The sequence below is a fragment of the Bacillus sp. EB01 genome (genome assembly GCF_000613125.1).
Classification (GTDB): Bacteria; Bacillota; Bacilli; order Bacillales; family Cytobacillaceae; genus Bacillus_D.
Genome location: NZ_HG964497.1, coordinates 3,609,920 through 3,629,424 on the forward strand (window position 1 = coordinate 3,609,920; position 19,505 = coordinate 3,629,424).

Below are 19,505 nucleotides of genomic sequence, written 5' to 3' on the forward strand. Positions count from 1 at the left end.
TGCTGCCGAAGCCTTCCTTGTGGAGGGCCTCGAAGGAGATAAAGGAAACACGATGAGCGCAAGCGAATCGATGTTGACTTATCGTAACGAGGGGACCGAAGTACACTAGGCGCTAGGCGCTGGAGCTAGACAATTTTAAAAAAATATTCCCCTACCTCTTTTGAATCCTTTACGACAAATACCTTTTCTTTATATCTGGCATATTTGGTGAAAAAGTTCGGTTTTCCAACCTCGTCGAAGTGTTTGTTCCATTTAAACATTTTAAAAAAGATTTCCCATGTCGGTGTGTAGTGAAATTGTTCCAGCCTAAGCTTTTGCCGGGCGAATCTTTTGGTTATTCTCCATTTTCTAACCATGTTGGGAGGGTCTAAAAAGATAATCACTTCCGCCCGTTCGAAACTCTCAGATACCCAGTCCTCATTATGGACACCTTCAACTATCCATGTATCGTGTTGTTGGATGTCTCCTAGAATATCTTTTGCTTCTGCTGCAGAACGCCTTCGGTCACCAGCTGCGCTCCTCTCGCGTACTACATTATCAAGTTCATAGAATGGAATGTTTAACTGCCGGGATAACTTTTTAGCTAAAGTCGTTTTTCCGCTCCCCACCGAACCGATAATATGAATCTTTCGCGGGACCTCTTTCATGGCGAACCCTCCGCAACTATTTTAATTTTGCGTCAATTATACTAAACTAGAAATAATATGGAAACGTCCAGGAGGAAAAAATGAAACAAGTGTTTCGCGCTCTCGTTTGGTCAGCAGTTTTACATCTGCTATTTTTTGTATGGGTAATTGCCATCGGTTACCTAAAAACAATATCCTATCAACCTGACATTGCGGCCAAGTATGATGATGTAGTATTTTTACAAAATAAAATCGCCTTTGGCAGCACCATCTCTCCGCTGTTTTTCCTGGCCAGCTATATCTCCCTGGCGGCCGCACTCGCGGTTCTTCTTTATATAAGAAAAAGGTTAATGGATTCCGTTTTCTATCGTAATCATTAACATTGCATTTAAAAACGGGACTTTATAAGAGGTGAGCTGCTTGAATTTACATTATCAAGAGTATGGCGATAAGAACGCTCCATTACTAGTATTTTTGCACGGTGGCGGAGTATCTAGCTGGATGTGGGATAAACAAATTCACTATTTCAGTCATTTTCATTGCATTACAATAGACTTGCCAGAACAAGGGAAAAGCAATTTAACTGAACACTTTTCTATTCAAATAAGTGCACAACGAATAATTGAATTAATTGAAAAAATAGCTAACGGTAAAACTGTAACTGTAATTGGATTTTCATTGGGTGCGCAAGTCACAATTCAAATGTTAAGTTTGAATCCGAATTTGGTTGATTACGCAGTAATAAACAGTGCATTAGTCAGACCAAATTCCTTTTTTAAAAAAATGATCAGACTATCTATAAAATTAACTTTTCCATTAATTAAAAATAAATCTTTTTCAAAACTTCAAGCTAAAACACTCTACATTGATGAAGAAAACTTTGAAACTTATTACCAGGAAAGTTCTCAAATGAAACCAGATACACTTATTAGAATTTTAGAGGAAAACATGTCATTTGAAATACCAAAAGATTTTAATAAGGCAACCGGCAAGATATTAGTGACAGTCGGTGAAAAAGAAAAAGCAGTCATGAAACAATCAGCAAAAGATATAGTTTCCAGTAATCCGAATTGTACAGGAATCATAATCCCTAAGGTTGGTCACGGAATATCCCTCGTGAACCCTGCTTTTTTTAATCAAATGATAGAAAAGTGGATACTGGAAGGCGCTTTGCCACACGAAGTAATAGCACAGTGTGATTAAAATAAAGGCCTCGTTATCGTAAACAATGGCATCAATATTTGATTTTTCACTCTTAAAATTTCTTATTATATTTTTATATTTTTTTCAAAAATATGGTTTGAAAATTGGCTGAGGAGGGAAAATAGGTAATGTAGCGACGCAGGACAGGGATAGCCGGGAATGTGATGGTTAATGATAGCAATACATTGACAACGGTTATCTAATGTTGTTGCGATCGTTTACTTTGGAGAAAGATTTGCTTTTCTCGGGCGCAGGGTTAGTTGTTCGCCCGGCGGACGAAGTTGGGTCCGCCTAAGGTATATTTAGCGGTGGCTGCTAAATAAGGGCAGGGTATGACTGCTGAATAGGGCAAGTCTACTCCTCAAATTCCCGGTTAGGACGGGGATGGAGAAAGCCTGCACCAGGCCGGTACGGGCTTTTTTCATGCAAGAATATTATGATGAATGGGCTGCATTCCTTCATGGATGCTGCTTTTTTTGTGTTTTTGTTTTTATTATTAACACTATCTGAGCATGTTTTCACATCTTAGACAAGAAGCTTTGACAGTTTTTTGAATAGACTGCTAAAGCCCTATTCACATGGTGTTTACCGGAGTATATTTACAGTGTAAACAACGTATTTAAAAACAAAAGGAAATGGGGAATCATTCATGTTTAACACATTCTTAAGGGAAAACAATATTGTTGCTGCTCTACTCGCTGTGCTTCGTGTGTATCTCGGTTACGCCTGGTTCACTGCTGGTCTTGGTAAAGTAACTGGAGGATTCGATGCCAGCGGATTCATCAAAGGTGCAATCGCCAATCCGGTAAAAGGCCCTGATGGCGGTGTCGTGTACGGCTGGTACGTTGACTTCCTACAAAGTGTAGCTCTTCCTAACATCGATCTGTTCAACGTTCTCGTTCCTTGGGGCGAACTGCTAGTAGGACTTGGCCTCATGCTTGGCTGCTTGACTACTGCGGCAATGTTCTTCGGTCTCGTAATGAACTTCGCGTTCTTCTTTGCCGGAACAGTCAGCCATAACCCAACAGACATCCTGTTTGGATTCATCCTGCTTGCAGCTGGTGCAAACGCTGGTAAATACGGCCTTGACCGCTGGGTGCTTCCTTACATCAACAAAGCTGTTTTCAAAAAACCACAACCTCAAGAATAAAGAGGAGTCCTCCCCCTTCTCCCCTTTAACAACCCTTCAAAAATGGAGGGTTGTTTTTGTAGCCAAATTTGGTTTCTTTCACCACCTCTACACTTCTTTTTAGAAAAGTTCCTTCATATTGAAAAAACTCATAGAAAAAGCGTCGGTATTATTGACCAACGCTTTCTGATGTATGGGCAAACTGAAGCACTAGTTCTTCATTTTCGGGTCAAGGGCATCCCTTAATCCGTCACCCATTAAATTAAACCCGAGTACGGTGAGCATGATGGCAATCCCCGGAAAGAATAAGGTCCATGGGGCTTGCATCAAATAATTTTTCGAATCGGCGAGCATTTTTCCCCATTCGGGTGTTGGGGCCTGTGCGCCCATTCCCAAAAACCCAAGGGCTGCCGCTTCGATAATCGCAGTTGCAATCGCCAATGTCGCTTGGACGATTACCGGAGAGATGCTGTTTGGCAACACATGTTTTAAAAGAATTCGGGAATCCTTCATCCCAATCGCCCGGGCTGCAATGATATACTCTTCCTGTTTGACACTAAGTACCCTGGAGCGCACAATCCGTCCAAAGTTTGGGATATTGATGAGCGCAATCGCAATTAGGGCGTTTTGTAAAGACGGCCCTAAAATTGCGACGACGGCAATAGCCAATAATATGCTTGGAAAAGCAAGCATGATATCAAATACCCGTGAAATAATCGTGTCCACCCAGCGTCCATAGTAGCCGGATACAATCCCGAGCAGTGTACCAATGACTACAGAACCCAATACCGAGGAAAATCCCACCCATAGAGAGATTCTTGCCCCATAGATGACCCTAGAAAAAATATCACGGCCAAAGTCATCGGTTCCAAACCAGTGCTTACTAGACGGCGCTTGCATTCGCTCCGCTAACACTTGATCCTTAAAGCTATACGGCGCAATTACAGGCGCAAGGACAGCAATAAGAATAAAAAATACAACAATGCTTAAGCCGATGATAGCCAATTTATTTTTATAAAAGGATTGCCAGGCTTCCTTCCATGGAGGTACCAACTTATCCTCCTCGGCGATCTTTGGGATGTCAGCTATATTTTTTGCCAATTCTGCCATAGTGGAAACCTCCTTTATTATGTATATTTAATTCTTGGATCAATAAAGACATATAATAAATCCACTATTAAATTGATGAAAACAAAAATCGCGGCAATAATTAAGATGCCTGACTGAATTACCGGATAATCACGGTAGCCGATGGCGTCATACAAGTACCGGCCAATTCCCGGCCAGCCGAAAATCGTTTCTGTTAATATCGCTCCTCCCAGCAAAAGGCCAGCCTGGAGGCCAATTACGGTTAACACGGGTATAATCGCGTTCTTCAACGAATGCTTATACACAACCCAAAACATTCCAAGCCCTTTTGCTCTTGCAGTCCGAATATAATCCGATTTCATGACTTCAAGCATTGTTGCGCGAGTCATTCTCGCAATGATGGCCATTGGAATCGTGGCCAGCGCCATGCTCGGCAAGATAAGATGCTGAATCACTGTCCCGAATTGGTCGGTTCTGCCTTGAAGCAATGTATCAATTAAATAAAGGCCTGTAATCGCTGTTACAGGGTCTCTGACATTCTCCCTCCCGGTTGTTGGCAGCCAACCAAGTTCAATTGAAAATGCCCACTGTTCCATTAAACCGAGCCAAAAAATCGGCATCGATACCCCGATTAAAGCCAGTACCATAGCAACATAATCAAACCATGACTTTGAAAACCAGGCACTGATAATGCCGGCATTGACGCCAATCAAGACTGCAATCAGCATTGCCACAATTGTCAATTCCAGTGTTGCAGTCAAGAATGGCCAAATTTCTTCGTTGATGGCCCCCCTTGTCCTTAGAGAAGTACCTAAATCCCCATGCAGCAAGGAATTAAGATAATCGACGTATTGTTCGTACCATGGCCTGTCCAACCCCAATTGTTTGGTTACTTCAGCAATTGCCTCCTTTGTTGCTCTTTGGCCAAGAATCACCTGGGCAGGGTTTCCAGGAATGGCATGGATGATTGCAAAAACAACAAGGGTCATTCCAAATAAAACCGGAAATAACGCTAAAATACGCTTGGCAGTATAAGCTAGCACCCTTTTCACCCCTTATCCTTTTATTAAACGAAAGGAGAGGCAAAGCTCCTCCCCTTTCAAGTTTCGTTATTTAAATTCAACTTTCGTGACAGCTTCTGAACCTGTCGGATGCGGCAGGTAGTTCACTACATCTTTACTTGCGGCAAGAAGCGGCACTGAGTGGACAAGCGGTACCCACGGAGCATCATCTTTGATAATCTCTTGGGCTTTTTTGTATAGTTCGTTCCGCTTCTCCTGATCTGGCTCGGTTTGGGCCTGAATCAAGATGTCATGAAGTTCATCATTGCTATAATGGGCATAGTTGTTGCTGCCGATGCTGTCCTTATCCAAAAGGGTATATAAGAAGTTATCAGCATCCCCGTTGTCGCCTGTCCAGCCGAGCATGAACATATCAAACTCGCCTTTGGCCGCCTTCTCCAGATACGTCGCCCATTCGACGGATTGGATATTGGCTTTTACTCCAATTTTACTTAAGCTGTCCTGAATTACCTCTGCAACCTTCTGTGCCTCAGGCATGTAAGGGCGGGCTACAGGCATGGCCCATAAGTCAATCTCGAAGCCTTTTTCATATCCGGCCTCTTTCAATAATGCTTTAGCTTTTTCTAAATCAAATGGATAATCACTGATTTGGTCGTTATACCCTTCAAGTGATGGCGGCATCGGGTTGATAGCAGGTTCTGCTTTTCCGCCATAGAACGCGTCGATAATCGCCTTTTTGTCAATCGCATGATTGATGGCCTGGCGTACCAGTTTATTATCGAATGGCTTGCGGGTATTTGTCATGCCAATGTAACCAACGTTATTGGACGGGCGCTCAATGACTTGCAATTTGTCATTTGCTGCAACTGTTGCTTCATCAGAGTTGTTCAATCCATCCATAATATCGATTTCGCCATTTGCGAGCGCATTTAAGCGGGCGGTATTTTCAGGAATGACACGGAAAATAACTTTATTTAATTTCGGAAGTCCTGCTTGCCAATAGTCTGGGTTCTTTTCAAGTGTGATTGTGTCGTTTTGCTTCCACTCTACGAACTTAAATGGACCTGTTCCAACAGGATTGTTCCGGAAATCGTCCCCAAACTTTTCAACAGCTGCAGGACTGGCTATTGAAAACGGAGACATTGCCAGGTTTTTCAGGAATGGCGCCTGAGACCTCTTCAAGACAAATTGTACGGTATGTTCATCTACTGCTTTAACTTCCTTGATGACATGGCCCTCATCGTTTTTATAGCCGCCAAACATCGAATAGTAAGGGAATTTTTCATCGTCGCCGTTCATCCAGCGGTTAAAGTTGAATACGACCGCTTCGGCATTGAAATCTGTACCGTCATGGAATTTAACCCCCTGGCGAAGATTGAACGTGTATGTTAAACCATCGTCACTCACTTCCCATTTTTCAGCAAGGCCAGGGTTAATGGTGGTATCCTGGTCGCCATACTGGACCAGTGTTTCAAAAATATTTTCGGTTACGCGGAACGCTTCCCCTTCTGTAGTGGTAATCGGGTCGAGTGATGTGGAATCACCGCCACGGCCATAAACAAGCGTGTCTTTTTTAGGTTCTCCTTCATTCCCGCTTGCAGGCTTCTTAGTACCACCACCTTCATTGCTACTGTTGCAGCCTGCCAAGAACATAAAAATGGCCAACAGTCCAATCAAAAGCAGTTTAATTGACCTTTTCTTCATAATCATTTTCTCCCCCCATTTGTTTTGTTGATTATCATAAATGCTCCCGCTCACTTGTTATATAAGTGGCAGGCAACAACATGACCATTCATATTGATTTCTTCTGGCCTGACCGTTTTGCAGACATCCATGCATTGTGAGCATCTTGTATGAAATGCACAGCCTGAAGGCGGATTTGATGGGCTTGGCAGTTCACCTTCAATCAGATTCGTCTGCTTTTTCAAATCCGGATCTGGTATTGGAACGGCCGACAATAATGCTTGTGTATATGGATGCAGCGGATTTTCATACAGTTCCTCGCTGTCTGCCAACTCTATTAATCTCCCCAAATACATGACACCGACCCGATCACTGATATGGCGCACTACTCCGAGATCATGGGCAATAAATATGTAAGTGAGCTGAAACTCTTTTTGGATTTCCTTCATTAAATTAAGAACTTGTGCCTGGATGGAAACATCCAAAGCGGACACAGGTTCATCTGCAATAACCAATTTCGGTTTGGTCATCAACGCCCGGGCAATTCCAATTCGCTGGCGCTGGCCGCCGCTGAATTGGTGCGGATAGCGTTTCGCATGATAGCTGCTTAGCCCGACAACCTCAAGCATTTCCTTGACGCGTTTTTTCCGCTCTTCTTTTGTGCCGATTCCGTGGACTATCAATGGCTCCTCCAAAATTTGTTCCACTGAATTCCTAGGGTTTAAGGATGCATACGGATCTTGGAAAACCATTTGGATATCTCTTCGAATTTTTCTGAGTTCGCTTTTCGACATCCTCGTAATCTCTTTGTCTTCAAAGGTAACCCTTCCGTCGCTCGCTTCTATTAAGCGCATTAGCAATCTTCCTGTTGTCGATTTGCCGCAGCCGCTTTCCCCGACAATCCCTAACGTTTCTCCTTTTTTAACATAAAATGAAACATCATCGACTGCTTTGACCTCTCCACGCTTTCTGCCAAATAGTCCGCCGGTAATCGGGAAGTATTTTTTCAGGCCCTGGACTTCAAGAAGTAACTCCGACATGGTTTTCAATCCCCCCCTTCACTTTATGCAGGAAACAGCGAACTTCATGTCCATCTTTTTCAGACTGGTATAGTTCAGGCACCGCGTCCCGGCAAGGCCCAAATGCTTCTGAACACCTGTCAGCAAAGCGGCAGCCCTTTACAATAGTTCCCGGCGCCGGTACGGAACCAGGAATACTATAAAGCCAGTCCTTTTTCTCCCGTATATTTGGAACTGATTTTAACAGCCCCTTCGTATATGGATGCTGTGGGTCCTTTAATATTTTTCTGACATCGCCTTGCTCAACAATTTGACCCGCATACATGACAATCACCCGCTCACAAACCTCGGCAACAACGCCCAAGTCATGAGTAATTAGAATGATCGTTGTTTCGGTTTTTTGGTTTAAGTCCTTCATCAAGGCAAGAATTTGGGCCTGAATGGTTACATCAAGCGCTGTTGTCGGTTCGTCAGCAATCAGGACTCTGGGGTTGCAGGCCATCGCCATCGCAATCATTACCCGCTGCCTCATTCCGCCTGATAACTGATGGGGATATTCTTTTAAAATCCCTTCCGCCCTTGGAATCCCGACCAGTTTCAATAATTCTAAACTTCTGACTCTTGCTTCCTTTTTGGGTAGTTTTGTATGTAAGCGTATCGCTTCCATTAACTGGTTGCCAATTGTAAACAACGGATTCAGGGAAGTCATCGGTTCTTGAAAAATCATCGAAATTTGATTACCGCGGATTTGCCGCCATTGTTTTTCCGTAAGATTCGTTAAATTTTTTCCTTCAAAAACGATTTCACCACTCTCGATTTTACCGGGTGGCGAAGGAATCAAGCCCATGGCTGCCAGGGAAGTCACACTCTTCCCGCTCCCCGATTCTCCTACAATCCCAAGAATCTCACCTGGCCTCAAATCAAAACTTACACCATCGACGGCAGGGACAACCTTTTTATCCGTTTGAAAGGAAACCCTTAAATCCTTTATCCGCAAAATTGGTTCTGTCATACGTCTCACCTGCTTTGTTTTACTATTAGATTAATAAAGCCACACTTATGATATTGGAATATATCGAATAGTAAGAATATTATAGCAAAAACAAAAATTAATGTATATCTTAAAGTGGTAAACAAGTAATTAATTGGAATATCAAAATAGTAAGGCCCTATTTTTATCACTATAAAGTTAATACTAGCCGGTATGAAAACATGTCCGATTACTTTATTTTTCACTACAGAACATTGGATTAATTTATGCAAAAAAAAGACCCTTTAGGCCTTTTATCAAATCGGAATTAACTGTAACGTTTCTTCCTCAGTATTCTTGCGATTTAACCGCAACACAAAAAGGTTGAGGGCTTTCATGAATTATTCTTTCGTTTTCCCCTGATGGCCGCAGCCTTTAGCATCTCCCTCCTCAACCTGCCCGCCAGGCTCTCCCAGCCACGCTTTGTCCCCTTGATTAGCAAAATTTCTCGGTGATCCTTTAAAACGTGGCTGCTGCTTGTACTTTGGATCTTTTCTGCCATGCAATTCACATCTTAGACAAGAAGCTTTGACAGCTTTTTGAATGGTGCTTAAAAGCCCTATTCACATGGTGTTTACCGGAGTATATTTACAGTGTAAACAACGTATTTAAAAACATTAGGAAATGGGGAATCATTCATGTTTAACAAATTCTTAAGGGAAAACAATATTGTTGCTGCTCTGCTCGCTGTGCTTCGTGTGTATCTCGGTTATGCCTGGTTCACTGCAGGCCTTGGTAAAATTCAGGGCGGATTCGACGCCAGCGGCTTTATCCAGGGTGCGATTGCCAATCCAGTAAAGGGTCCAGACGGCAGTGTCGTGTACGGCTGGTACGTTGACTTCCTGCAAAGTGTAGCTCTTCCTAACATCGACCTGTTCAACGTTCTTGTTCCTTGGGGCGAACTGCTTGTAGGTCTTGGCCTAATGCTTGGCTGCCTGACAACTGCGGCAATGTTCTTCGGTCTTATAATGAACTTCGCGTTCTTCTTTGCCGGAACAGTCAGCCACAACCCAACTGATATCCTGTTCGGATTCATCCTGCTTGCAGCTGGCGCAAACGCTGGTAAATACGGTCTTGATCGCTGGGTGCTTCCTTACATCAACAAAGCTGTTTTCAAAAAGCCACAACCTCAAGAGTAAAGAGGAGTCCCCCTTTATCATAAATTCTGCCCCTCAATGAGTTTGAGGGGTTTTTTATATAAAGAAGAAAATTGTGTTCCTATTGTAGTGCACTCCTTTACTATGATCGCTACTGGGATGTGGGACAACTAAGTCATCCGTAATTACATAAAAAATAACTAGTAAAATAAATAAAATTTCTTACTTGAATAGCAAAAAAGTGTGATGCATATGGAATAGTCATTTGTAGTAAACCTTCAAGCCTTACTACCTTCCTAAGCAGCTTCACTAGTAGGTGCCTGTGAATGGCTAGTGGAAATTTACTAAATTTATTTTAGGATTGGCAAAAAAGTGTGATGCAAAAAGAATAGTTATCAGTAGTAAACCTTCAAGCCTCACTACCTTTCCTAAGCATCTTCACTAGTAGGCGCCTGAGAATGGCTAGTGAAAATTCACTACATTTATTATAGCGTTAGCAAAAAGAATAGTTATCAGTAGTAAACCTTCAAGCCTTACTACCTTTCCTAAGCATCTTCACTAATAGGTGCCTGAGAATGGCTAGTGAAAATTAACCATACATTTCAATGGCAGTTAATAAACCTAACTCTTCAGGACACACTATGACCAACGCCTTATTTTAGGATGTGATGGTTATGCGAAGGTACAAGAATCTTATCATTTTGCTGGCAGTCCTTCCGTGGATTTCTGTTCCGTTTTTAGGCAACAAAACATTAAAACGATTTCTTCCCGGGACTTTGTTTATTACTGTATATGTGACAATTGAAGGATGGCTGGCGGAGAAAAATAAATGGTGGTGGTTCTTCCATAAAAAGAACCCTAACATGCTGGGGGAAGTGCCGCTTATTCTAGGCCCATTTGTGGTCGGAACGTTTTGGACACTAAAGTTGACATACGGGAATTTTAGAAAATATTTCATTAGTAACCTTATTGTTGATTCCTTTTTCACTTATGTTATGGTCTATATTTTTAAAAAGATGGGGTATGCCTCTTTAGTCAGGCTGAATAGGTTCAGACTGTCGCTCCTATTTTTAATAAAATCTCTTTCTCTTTACGGATTCCAATATGGGTATGAATTGTATAAAGAAAAGCGGACTCCTTCCAAGTAATTATGGATTGAGTCTGCTTCATTCATTCAGACTTAATTCTTACTGACCCGTTTGTCCCCTAGCGATCGCCCCACATTATGAAATTTTTTCGAAGATTGGTAAAAGAGAGATGGTTCCAAAATGGTTGCCACAAGCAAAGCCGCTCAGGATCATAATCCCGAGCGGCTTTTTTTTATGACAGTTGCCTCTTCCCTTAAGAATGCCCAGTTCTGTGGTGCGGGGAGGCCAATATGCCAAAAGGTAGTTCCAGCCAATTGGTAGGAATCAATTAGCCGATATTTCTCCGTATAGCTTCGGATATCCTCAAACCAAACAATATGTTCCACCGTGCCAGACCAATAACGGTACCACGGGGATTGAAACGTTCGATCATATTGAATATCCGAACCAAACGATAGGGCATTGTTCTGGGCGGTAAGGACGGATATGCCCCGGGTTGTTTTCGTCGCAGCTACACTGTCATAACCGTATAAAGCCATTGCCATTACCAGTTTCCTCGCATCGACCAAACTTCGCGCATACTTAATCACTTGTTCCACCCAGTTAATTGGTGAAATTGGATCGGGCGGCCCGCCGGGATAGCCATAATCAATTGTCATGACCGCCATATAATCAACAATTGCTCCAATCGCAGCATAATCATATGCCCCGACAATTCGATTTGTTGGCAAATCTTCTGTTTTGGCGTGGACGTTAACATGCAATTGCAAATCGCCTAATTGCCGCTTTAAGGCCTGAAGGAACAGGGTAAAATCATTTCGGTTTGCCGGGGGAATAAATTCAAAATCAAGACTTACACCCTCGAATCCTCTACTCCTTGCCAGATTGACAATACTCGCTATTAAATTCTGCCGGTATGTTGCATTTCCCAGTACCGTGCCTGCCAGCCCCGCATCAAATCCGCTTGAAGCGAAGTTTCGAATCATTAGTAATGGAGAAATATTCAGCTGTCTGGATCTTGTAATAATCGCAGAATCGTCAAATTGGGCATAAGCCCATCCCTGCGCCGTAAATGAATAGTTTACTATCGCTATATAAGTTAGTTGATTTGCTAAGGAATCTAGTGTTGAGAAATTTGTTGATGCGCCTGAGGGAATAAAAAAACCTACAGTGCGCAAGGCCATCTTTATCGGTGAGGGAATGGTAATAACTTGGCCAATTCGAAGTTTACTAACATCAATGCCTGGATTTGCAGCAATGATTGAACTAACAGTTGTGTTAAACTGCTGCGCCACCCGCCAAAGCATATCACCTGGTTTTATCTGGTAGCTTCTGGTGTGCTGGTTATTGTCTGGAATATAAAGAGCAAGGCCAGGCACTAGCTTTGTTGAAGTTAATCCGTTAACTGAAATAACAGTGGCAATTGGGACAGCATACAGGTTCGAAATGAACCAGAGATTTTCACCAGAACGTACAATGTGAACAGTCATTCTCTCACCCCTTTACTACATCATATTAACGAGTGGAGATTCTATACTGTTCTGCTTAAATCGAAATCCAATTATTACTGAATTATGAAGATTAAATCTGCTGGAAACCTAATGCGCTTATACTAGACTCTGTGTCCATCCTTCCTTGACTGTATATATCCATAATAGGTACAGGTCCCATTTTCGGATAAATCCCTCACTTCAAAACCGCACTTTTTGTAAAAACTAAAATTGTTTGCAGAGGTATGCGCGAACCAATCGCCATGGGGAAGCTTTTGTACGCAGAGCTCAACCAGCTTTTGGCCAATCCCTTTTCCACGATAGTCAGTTAGCACAACCAAATCCATAATGTTCGCTGCCATGATTTGGTCTGAAATGACTCTCACCATTCCGACTATCTTTTCGTTATCCCAAACAGTGAAGGCCCATGTTGAGTTTGAGAATATTAGTGTGAATTTTTCCTTTTGCCACTCAGGCGTATTTCGTACCCATCCAGCATCCTTGAAAAGAACTTCAACTTGTTCAGCTGGAACACCTTCTGTCCCCTCGCGGATAACCAGTCCATTGAAATACTGATACATGTTTTACCTCCTCTCGTTTATTGGGACATATAAATCGACTTTGCATTTCCCGTCCGGATCTTCTGCTGGATTATTCCTGCTGAACTCAAGATTGAATCGATCAAAATCAGCCTCATATTCACTGTTCCTCAACCATGTTCCGTACAAAAATTGGTAAGCTTCATTCAGCTTTTCTGGGCTATCATAGAACGAATACAAGGCATACAATCCGCCCTTCAATGTTTTATAATCAATTTCCTGATGGCTTTCCTTATAAAAGCCTTTTGGAATCGTAACACAGGCATCATGCCGGCATTCATCCGCCCCAACAAGGTCAGGATTATCCAATGATATTCCTATAAACTCATGTTTAGGTGGAAATAAGCCGTTATCTGCAGCCCACTCCATCAATTTGCCCCAGTGTTCCTGTGGTCCAAAATAGCTTCCAACCCGCCGGATATATGCCACTTCTAAATCCGGCAGTGTTCTTACTTGAATCTTCATATATTCAACTCCTAAAAATGGTCATTATTTCCTTTTATTCGCTAAATCTAAGTGAAATCCTTCTTTTGAACAAACGGCACAGGAGCCAGGTTAACAACATGCCTCGCGCAAGATCATTGAACCGTTCATCAGCAGCTAACTCCTGCGTGGAAAACAATAAAAGCGCCTTAATCCTAACAGGACCAAGGCGCAATTCTATTTTATTTCATACACAACCCATTTCGAAATCTCTCCGCCCATTTTTTTATAAAGCGCTTGGGCTGCAACATTGTCCTTTGCTGTTTCCCATGTCATTCCCGCAAAGTTATGCTTCCGGATATAGTCCAGACATGTTTTGAAAAGAGTTTCTCCAACCTTTTTACCACGAACATCTCTGTGGACAAATAAATCATTTAGGATTGCCTGCCTCTTAACCTTGAGTGTGCTAAAGGTAAAATACAAGGTGGCAAATCCAATCAGCTTTCCATTTTCTTCAGCTACAAATTGTACACCGCTTGAAGGGTTCTCAAGAAGATGACGAATCAAGCCCTTTAACTCCTCCTCGGAAGGTTCAGGCTGGTTGTAGAAATCTACTATGTATTCCCTCATAAGGCCGTATAGTTGAGTACTATCTCTACTGTCTGCTTGTCTTACCTGAATCGTGCTTTGCATTGTTTTACTCCCAATCTTTTATTTTTTTATAAAAAATGCTTAAAATAGATTTATTAAAGAAAGGACTCTTTAAAATGCCTGAATCCAATGATTTCCCAAAAACTTCAAAGCCGGCTGAAAGAGCCTTGGCTGGTGCAGGTTTCACACAGCTCGAACAGTTAACAACAATTTCTGAAACAGATCTCCTCAACTTGCATGGCATTGGGCCAAAAGCAGTAAGGATACTAAAAGAGGCTCTTGCAGAAAAGGGCCTGGATTTTGCAAAAGATGCTTGAAGGATGAATTAATTCCCATCCTTCTCTTTTTAATGAACAAGCGATGCCCTTAAATCCGAAATTCCGTGCTCCAGGTACGCCTTCAGGCAAGTAAGCATGTAGATCCAGCCGCCGGTTTGTCCCATCATTTTCTGAACAAGATACGGATCGTCTTCCTTCAATCCAGCTTCAATCACTTCAACAATCGTCGACTCATCTTCCTCTAAAAAGTTCATGGTCACTGTCGTCTCTGCTTCGGGCTCACCCCAATTGAAGACGATTTTCTTGGCTGTCTCCAGCTCAAGGACATGCACTTTTCCTTCAGCACCGTATTCCTCATATCTCCAGGTAACGGTTTGGCCTTCTTCCAATCTCCCCGTCCCTGTTGAGAACCAGTAATTCCCCATTTTTTCGGGATTCACAATCGCTTCAAACACTTCGCTAGCTGGCTTTCGAATTTTCATTTTAGCTGTTACTTTCGTGTCCATTGCCCTCACTCATTTCATTAGTAGTCAACTTAAAATTTTCCATTACATACATTCTGTGCCGTTTGTCACATCTTCGTCAAGAAACTTTGACAGCTTTTTGAATAAGCCATGTATCCCCTATCCGTACCGTAAGTAAAGGATTATATTAACAGTGTAATCATTTTCTTTTACAAAACAACTTAAAAAAGAAGAGGGGAATCATTCATGTTTAACAAATTCTTAAGGGAAAACAATATTGTTTCTGCACTACTTGCTGTTCTCCGTGTCTATCTTGGTTATGCCTGGTTCAGTGCAGGTCTTGGTAAAATTCAGAGCGGTGCATTCGATGCATCCGGGTTCATCAAAGGTGCTATCGCTAACCCGGTTAAAGGTCCAGACGGCGGTGTCGTGTACGGCTGGTACGTTGACTTCCTGCAAAGTGTAGCTCTTCCTAACATCGACCTGTTTAACGTTCTTGTTCCTTGGGGCGAACTTCTAGTAGGTCTTGGCCTCATGCTTGGCTGCCTGACAACTGCTGCTATGTTCTTCGGTCTAGTAATGAACTTCGCGTTCTTCTTTGCTGGAACAGTCAGCCACAACCCAACTGACATCCTGTTCGGATTCATCCTGCTTGCAGCCGGTGCAAATGCTGGTAAATACGGCCTTGACCGCTGGGTGCTTCCATACATCAACAAAGCAGTCTTCAAAAAGGCACAAACTCAACAATAATAAACTCGGCAGCCCCCTTCCGAGTTTATAGATGAAAAGCCACCCGCCAAGGTGGCTTTTTCTTATTTTAAAAAAAAGGCCGGAATATCCAATTTCAAATTTCCACCGTGTAATGAATGATGGTCTCCCCAATTTTGAAGCCATGCTTTTGATATAATGGGATTGCGCCTGTTGGATTGCAGGCGTCAACCGTAAGACGAATCGTTTTCACTCCAGCTAGCTTCATCCGCAGAATCAACTCTTGCAAAAGCGCTTTTCCAATGCCTTTTCCTTGTGAGTCCGTGTTTACAGCAATTGTAGAGATGACTCCTGCATTTTCTCCTTCTCTATGCCCTGAAATATATCCGATTGCCTTTCCCAAAAGGTTCAGGCACGCAATGTTGAACTCCGCCTCAAAATCTCGATTGTTCATTTCATAAAGTATCCCTTTGGCGGTTAATCCGGATGTGTTCGGATGCCAGGAAAAGGCAGTATTATATAGTGAAGCCAATGTACTTGCAAACTCCTTCCTAAAGGGAGAAAATGTGAATTCTGCTGGCAATCGAGGGCTATCCGCCTTTTTGATGTCCATATAATAGTTATTTAACCTGGTCAAAATTTGATAGTTGAACTTTTCTGCCAGCTCATATTCCTGGCCGGAAGGAACACGAACAAGGTGATTATATATAACGTTTGGGAACTCTTTTTTTAAGTGTGTAAGTGACTTAAGCGATTGCCTGATTAGCTCTGACCCCACGCCTTTTCTTCGCCAGGCATGATGGACCTGCCCATATGCGTACACATTTAATTTTTCAGGTCTTTTTAAGAGGCATAAGGCTTGGTAGCCAATGATTTTTCCCTCGGCAAGTGACACGAAAGTATTTTCCTTTATATCTTCTTCAGGGTCGTTAAACCATTCATTTAGCTGTTCAACATTTGTTTTACTTCCCTTGCTAAAAAACTCACTATTTTCATTAATTAACTCTTCTAACCCTACAATATCCGAAACTGCAAATCTTCTGTAAACAATCACCATACCAGCTCCTAGCGAGGTACCTTGTATCCATTTCTCAGCATATTCAAAGCCATTTTCAGATCAACATCCTCTTTTGTATGTTCCGGTGTCCAGGGAATATAGATATCAGGTGCAATCCCTTTACCGGAGGTGCCATTTCCTTTATCAATACTATCCATTCTGGAGGTCGGATACCATAGTTCGAACAATCCTTTCCACTCCTGGATAACCAGATTTGCATAGTCATTCACACCCGCTGTTGGTCTGCCGATGACTGTGACCTTTGAAGACATTTTACAAAGGTCCACAAACATTTCGCCCGCGCTTGCGGTGTAGGTATCCGATAGAACAATGACGTTTTTCGGATAATTCTTGCCTGAAAATGTAATCGCCGGCAGTTCCCCATTCATGTCAACAAAACCATTGCCTCTATTTTTACTAAAGGCTATCATGAAATCACTAAACTTCTGTTTTAGCCGTTCGTCCCTCACTTCTTGCAGGAACCCATTCATAAACTGGGATGTAAGGTTATAGTTCCGCCCGGTACAATTATATTTCATCCTGTAACTGTCTAGCTCAATTGTAATCCCGCCCTCCTCAAAGAGGTATGGTACCAGTTCAGCAAACGCACTATCGCTTCCTCCGCTATTCTTGCGGACATCAATTAGTAAGTTTGGAATAGCCGCCAGCTGTGCTTCGTGCTGATGAATCAGCTTCCCTACCGCGTGAAGGTCGCTGAAGTCTGGCAGCGTAATCAATACTGTATCCTTATCAAGTACCTTAACTGAAAATTGGTGCTTTGAAGGCTGTACCTCGTACCGATGGAGTTCCACTTCCTTCAGTCGGCCAAATGTATCTAGAACGTGGCAAATCGAGTAGTTTTTTATAACCTGCCTCCAATGCTCCCGCTCAGCAACGTCTGTCATCAGCTCCCGTTTATGCTTTCCAACAAGATGAGGGACCTGCATTCCGTCCAATGTGATAATCGCATCGCCAACCTCGAATCCACCCTCTGCCCATACCTCGGTGACATACAGCCTGTCCCGGTATCTCCTGACTCGGAATCCATTGTCATAAACCTTGTTTTCTTTACTATGTATAAGCTTGAAATACATATGGGAATCCTTGAAGTCTAGCAAATAATCCGAGACGAGGTCCGCAAACCTCTCTGGAACAAGCTCATTTCGCTCCTCTAGAGCCGAGAGGATATTTCTGTATGAATCAGGATTATCCCAACCTTTCTTATCAAGACAGCCGGCATAATCATTGTTGGTTATTGAAACTATTTCTTCGAAAATAGTACGATACATTCCGTTTTCCCCCTCATCAGCCTATCTGATTTACTTAAATTCCTTCCGCAGCAATTCTTCGTTATATTTTCCCAATACAATGATTTCGTACGTTTCCCCTTCTTTTAAAAACGAAGGCAATTGAAGTGATTCTATTACATCAGCTGCCCGATCAGCCAACTTCAGCGCTGCCTCCTCCGCTGCGGGATCTGTATCTTCTATATTCGTTTTAATCAAATACTTAAAAGGCTTTGGATTCTTATCTACCGCAATTCCTCTATAATGCTCACTAGTCTTTTTAAACTCTTGATCAATAGCAGATGCACCCTGGAACCATTTCAATTCAGGGTTTTCCCCCTTGAAATTGGTATTCGTGCCTATTAAATTATCCGGTAAAAAATACAATCCAATTACAACAAGCGCAAAAATGACAAACGCTGCTTCCAATGTGTGTTTCTTATTTTCCCTCTTTTGTTGAAGCGACTTACGATAGTTATTTTGGATTTCTCGCTTTTTCAAGTCAGATTTCATAGGGATCTCCCATTTGGAAAATTCTTGATATGAATGTATTCAACAAAGAATGCCATGAATCCTGCCAACATATTGCTGTTTACCCGGTGACAGCTTCCAAACAAATTCCTTCCTCCAATTGGGTTGAAGTTGTGCTGACTTCCTCATATACCGCCATGCAGTGATTTTTGTCACAGGTCTGACACTAAGCTTTGTCAGCTTTATGAACATGCACCAAAACCACTATTTTAATAGTGTAAAATCGAATATATTTACAGTGTAAACAACGTATTTAAAAACATTAGGAAATGGGGAATCATTCATGTTTAACACATTCTTAAGGGAAAATAAAATTGTTGCTGCTCTGCTTGCTGCTCTACGTGTATATCTTGGCTATGCCTGGTTCAGTGCAGGCCTTGGAAAAATTCAAGGCGGATTCGACGCCAGCGGATTCATTAAAGGCTCAATCGCCAATCCGGTAAAAGGCCCGGACGGCGGTGTCGTCTACGGCTGGTACGTCGACTTCCTGCAAAACGTTGCCCTTCCAAACATCGATCTATTCAACGTTCTTGTCCCTTGGGGAGAACTTCTTGTAGGTCTTGGACTTATGCTAGGCTGCTTGACTACTGCGGCAATTTTCTTCGGTCTTGTAATGAACTTCGCGTTCTTCTTTGCTGGAACAGTCAGCCATAACCCAACAGACATCCTGTTCGGCTTCATCATCCTTGTAGCTGGTGCAAACGCTGGTAAATACGGCCTTGACCACTATGTGCTTCCTTATATCAACAAAGCAATTTTCAAAAAAGCTCAAACTCAAAACTAGGGTGGAGCCTTCCTCCTCTCCCCTTTTACTATAAAGAATGGCCCTTCAAATCGAAGGGCCATCTTCTTTTAAGCAATTTTTTGTTTATGAATAACAATTTGCAGCTTCGAAATGCCAGTTTTGCCATCAGCGGATGGATAATTATTGAAACCGTTTCACGCTTTTCGGTAGGTCAAAATGTAACCAATAGGCTTGATTGGTACCGTTTCAAGCTCTCAGGCAGGTCAAAATGTAACCAATAGACTTGA

23 protein-coding genes are annotated in these 19,505 nt (G+C 42.4%); 8 read left to right on the forward strand and 15 right to left on the reverse strand.

The window, feature by feature from the left end:
• Nucleotides 1-125: 125 nt before the first annotated feature.
• On the reverse strand, nt 126-647 hold the full coding sequence (locus TY16_RS16730; RefSeq protein WP_043932965.1) for an AAA family ATPase: 522 nt from the start codon (nt 645-647) through the stop codon (nt 126-128).
• 80 nt (nt 648-727) lie between these two features.
• On the opposite strand from TY16_RS16730, the gene TY16_RS16735 reads away from it, so the two are divergent.
• The 3 genes from TY16_RS16735 to TY16_RS16745 all read left to right on the forward strand — a co-directional run bounded on the left by TY16_RS16735 (nt 728) and on the right by TY16_RS16745 (nt 2,979).
• Nucleotides 728-1,006, forward strand: a complete 279-nt coding sequence (locus TY16_RS16735; RefSeq protein ID WP_043932966.1) for a hypothetical protein — start codon at nt 728-730, stop codon at nt 1,004-1,006.
• A gap of 40 nt (nt 1,007-1,046) precedes the next feature.
• Nucleotides 1,047-1,829, forward strand: coding sequence for an alpha/beta fold hydrolase (locus tag TY16_RS16740; protein WP_043932967.1), 783 nt, complete (start codon nt 1,047-1,049; stop codon nt 1,827-1,829).
• A gap of 649 nt (nt 1,830-2,478) precedes the next feature.
• Nucleotides 2,479-2,979 (forward strand): DoxX family membrane protein, encoded by a 501-nt coding sequence (locus tag TY16_RS16745; RefSeq protein WP_043932968.1) that lies wholly within the window; start codon nt 2,479-2,481, stop codon nt 2,977-2,979.
• A 189-nt stretch (nt 2,980-3,168) separates the two neighbouring features.
• On the opposite strand, the gene nikC is transcribed toward TY16_RS16745, so the two are convergent.
• The 6 genes from nikC to TY16_RS26345 form a co-directional block, all read right to left on the reverse strand.
• The gene (gene nikC, locus TY16_RS16750) at nt 3,169-4,068 is read right to left on the reverse strand and encodes a nickel transporter permease (RefSeq protein ID WP_043932969.1); all 900 of its coding nucleotides are present in this window, start codon (nt 4,066-4,068) and stop codon (nt 3,169-3,171) included.
• Nucleotides 4,069-4,085: 17 nt separating this feature from the next.
• Nucleotides 4,086-5,090 carry an ABC transporter permease gene (locus TY16_RS16755; protein ID WP_043932970.1) on the reverse strand — a complete coding sequence of 335 codons (1,005 nt, stop codon included), beginning with the start codon at nt 5,088-5,090 and terminating at the stop codon, nt 4,086-4,088.
• Nucleotides 5,091-5,156: 66 nt separating this feature from the next.
• A complete protein-coding gene (locus TY16_RS16760; RefSeq protein WP_043934807.1) occupies nt 5,157-6,773 on the reverse strand; it encodes an ABC transporter substrate-binding protein in 1,617 nt (538 codons plus the stop codon).
• A gap of 50 nt (nt 6,774-6,823) precedes the next feature.
• A complete protein-coding gene (locus TY16_RS16765) occupies nt 6,824-7,792 on the reverse strand; it encodes an ABC transporter ATP-binding protein (protein WP_043932971.1) in 969 nt (322 codons plus the stop codon).
• Nucleotides 7,773-8,783 (reverse strand): ABC transporter ATP-binding protein, encoded by a 1,011-nt coding sequence (locus TY16_RS16770; protein ID WP_043932972.1) that lies wholly within the window; start codon nt 8,781-8,783, stop codon nt 7,773-7,775. Before TY16_RS16770 ends, TY16_RS16765 begins: the two co-directional genes overlap by 20 nt.
• A gap of 352 nt (nt 8,784-9,135) precedes the next feature.
• Nucleotides 9,136-9,303, reverse strand: coding sequence for a hypothetical protein (locus tag TY16_RS26345; protein ID WP_155922273.1), 168 nt, complete (start codon nt 9,301-9,303; stop codon nt 9,136-9,138).
• 136 nt (nt 9,304-9,439) lie between these two features.
• Here TY16_RS26345 and TY16_RS16775 point away from each other — a divergent pair, with 136 nt between their 5' ends.
• A complete protein-coding gene (locus TY16_RS16775; RefSeq protein ID WP_043932973.1) occupies nt 9,440-9,940 on the forward strand; it encodes a DoxX family membrane protein in 501 nt (166 codons plus the stop codon).
• Nucleotides 9,941-10,572: 632 nt separating this feature from the next.
• Nucleotides 10,573-11,046, forward strand: a complete 474-nt coding sequence (locus TY16_RS16780) for a hypothetical protein (protein ID WP_231505640.1) — start codon at nt 10,573-10,575, stop codon at nt 11,044-11,046.
• A 149-nt stretch (nt 11,047-11,195) separates the two neighbouring features.
• Here TY16_RS16780 and TY16_RS16785 read toward each other — a convergent pair whose 3' ends face one another.
• The 4 genes from TY16_RS16785 to TY16_RS16800 all read right to left on the reverse strand — a co-directional run bounded on the left by TY16_RS16785 (nt 11,196) and on the right by TY16_RS16800 (nt 14,191).
• Complete coding sequence (locus tag TY16_RS16785) at nt 11,196-12,476, reverse strand: glycosyl hydrolase family 18 protein (RefSeq protein ID WP_043932975.1); 1,281 nt, start codon at nt 12,474-12,476, stop codon at nt 11,196-11,198.
• A gap of 122 nt (nt 12,477-12,598) precedes the next feature.
• Nucleotides 12,599-13,057 carry a GNAT family N-acetyltransferase gene (locus tag TY16_RS16790; RefSeq protein WP_043932976.1) on the reverse strand — a complete coding sequence of 153 codons (459 nt, stop codon included), beginning with the start codon at nt 13,055-13,057 and terminating at the stop codon, nt 12,599-12,601.
• A 3-nt stretch (nt 13,058-13,060) separates the two neighbouring features.
• On the reverse strand, nt 13,061-13,540 hold the full coding sequence (locus tag TY16_RS16795) for an AraC family transcriptional regulator (RefSeq protein ID WP_043932977.1): 480 nt from the start codon (nt 13,538-13,540) through the stop codon (nt 13,061-13,063).
• A 195-nt stretch (nt 13,541-13,735) separates the two neighbouring features.
• Nucleotides 13,736-14,191: a GNAT family N-acetyltransferase gene (locus TY16_RS16800; protein WP_043932978.1), complete on the reverse strand. Its 456-nt coding sequence runs from the start codon at nt 14,189-14,191 to the stop codon at nt 13,736-13,738.
• Between the two features lie 74 nt (nt 14,192-14,265).
• Here TY16_RS16800 and TY16_RS16805 point away from each other — a divergent pair, with 74 nt between their 5' ends.
• Nucleotides 14,266-14,466 (forward strand): DNA-binding protein, encoded by a 201-nt coding sequence (locus TY16_RS16805; protein WP_043932979.1) that lies wholly within the window; start codon nt 14,266-14,268, stop codon nt 14,464-14,466.
• A 29-nt stretch (nt 14,467-14,495) separates the two neighbouring features.
• Here TY16_RS16805 and TY16_RS16810 read toward each other — a convergent pair whose 3' ends face one another.
• Nucleotides 14,496-14,933 carry an SRPBCC family protein gene (locus TY16_RS16810; protein WP_043932980.1) on the reverse strand — a complete coding sequence of 146 codons (438 nt, stop codon included), beginning with the start codon at nt 14,931-14,933 and terminating at the stop codon, nt 14,496-14,498.
• A gap of 204 nt (nt 14,934-15,137) precedes the next feature.
• Here TY16_RS16810 and TY16_RS16815 point away from each other — a divergent pair, with 204 nt between their 5' ends.
• Nucleotides 15,138-15,641, forward strand: coding sequence for a DoxX family membrane protein (locus tag TY16_RS16815; RefSeq protein ID WP_043932981.1), 504 nt, complete (start codon nt 15,138-15,140; stop codon nt 15,639-15,641).
• Nucleotides 15,642-15,735: 94 nt separating this feature from the next.
• Here TY16_RS16815 and TY16_RS16820 read toward each other — a convergent pair whose 3' ends face one another.
• The 3 genes from TY16_RS16820 to TY16_RS16830 are packed head-to-tail and all read right to left on the reverse strand — an operon-like array spanning nt 15,736 to nt 18,455.
• Complete coding sequence (locus tag TY16_RS16820) at nt 15,736-16,653, reverse strand: GNAT family N-acetyltransferase (protein WP_043932982.1); 918 nt, start codon at nt 16,651-16,653, stop codon at nt 15,736-15,738.
• Between the two features lie 11 nt (nt 16,654-16,664).
• Entirely contained in the window at nt 16,665-17,945 is a 1,281-nt protein-coding gene (locus TY16_RS16825; RefSeq protein ID WP_043932983.1) for a S41 family peptidase, read from the reverse strand.
• Nucleotides 17,946-17,975: 30 nt separating this feature from the next.
• A complete protein-coding gene (locus TY16_RS16830; protein WP_043932984.1) occupies nt 17,976-18,455 on the reverse strand; it encodes a hypothetical protein in 480 nt (159 codons plus the stop codon).
• A 301-nt stretch (nt 18,456-18,756) separates the two neighbouring features.
• Here TY16_RS16830 and TY16_RS16835 point away from each other — a divergent pair, with 301 nt between their 5' ends.
• Entirely contained in the window at nt 18,757-19,257 is a 501-nt protein-coding gene (locus TY16_RS16835) for a DoxX family membrane protein (protein WP_043932985.1), read from the forward strand.
• The last annotated feature ends 248 nt before the right edge of the window (nt 19,258-19,505 follow it).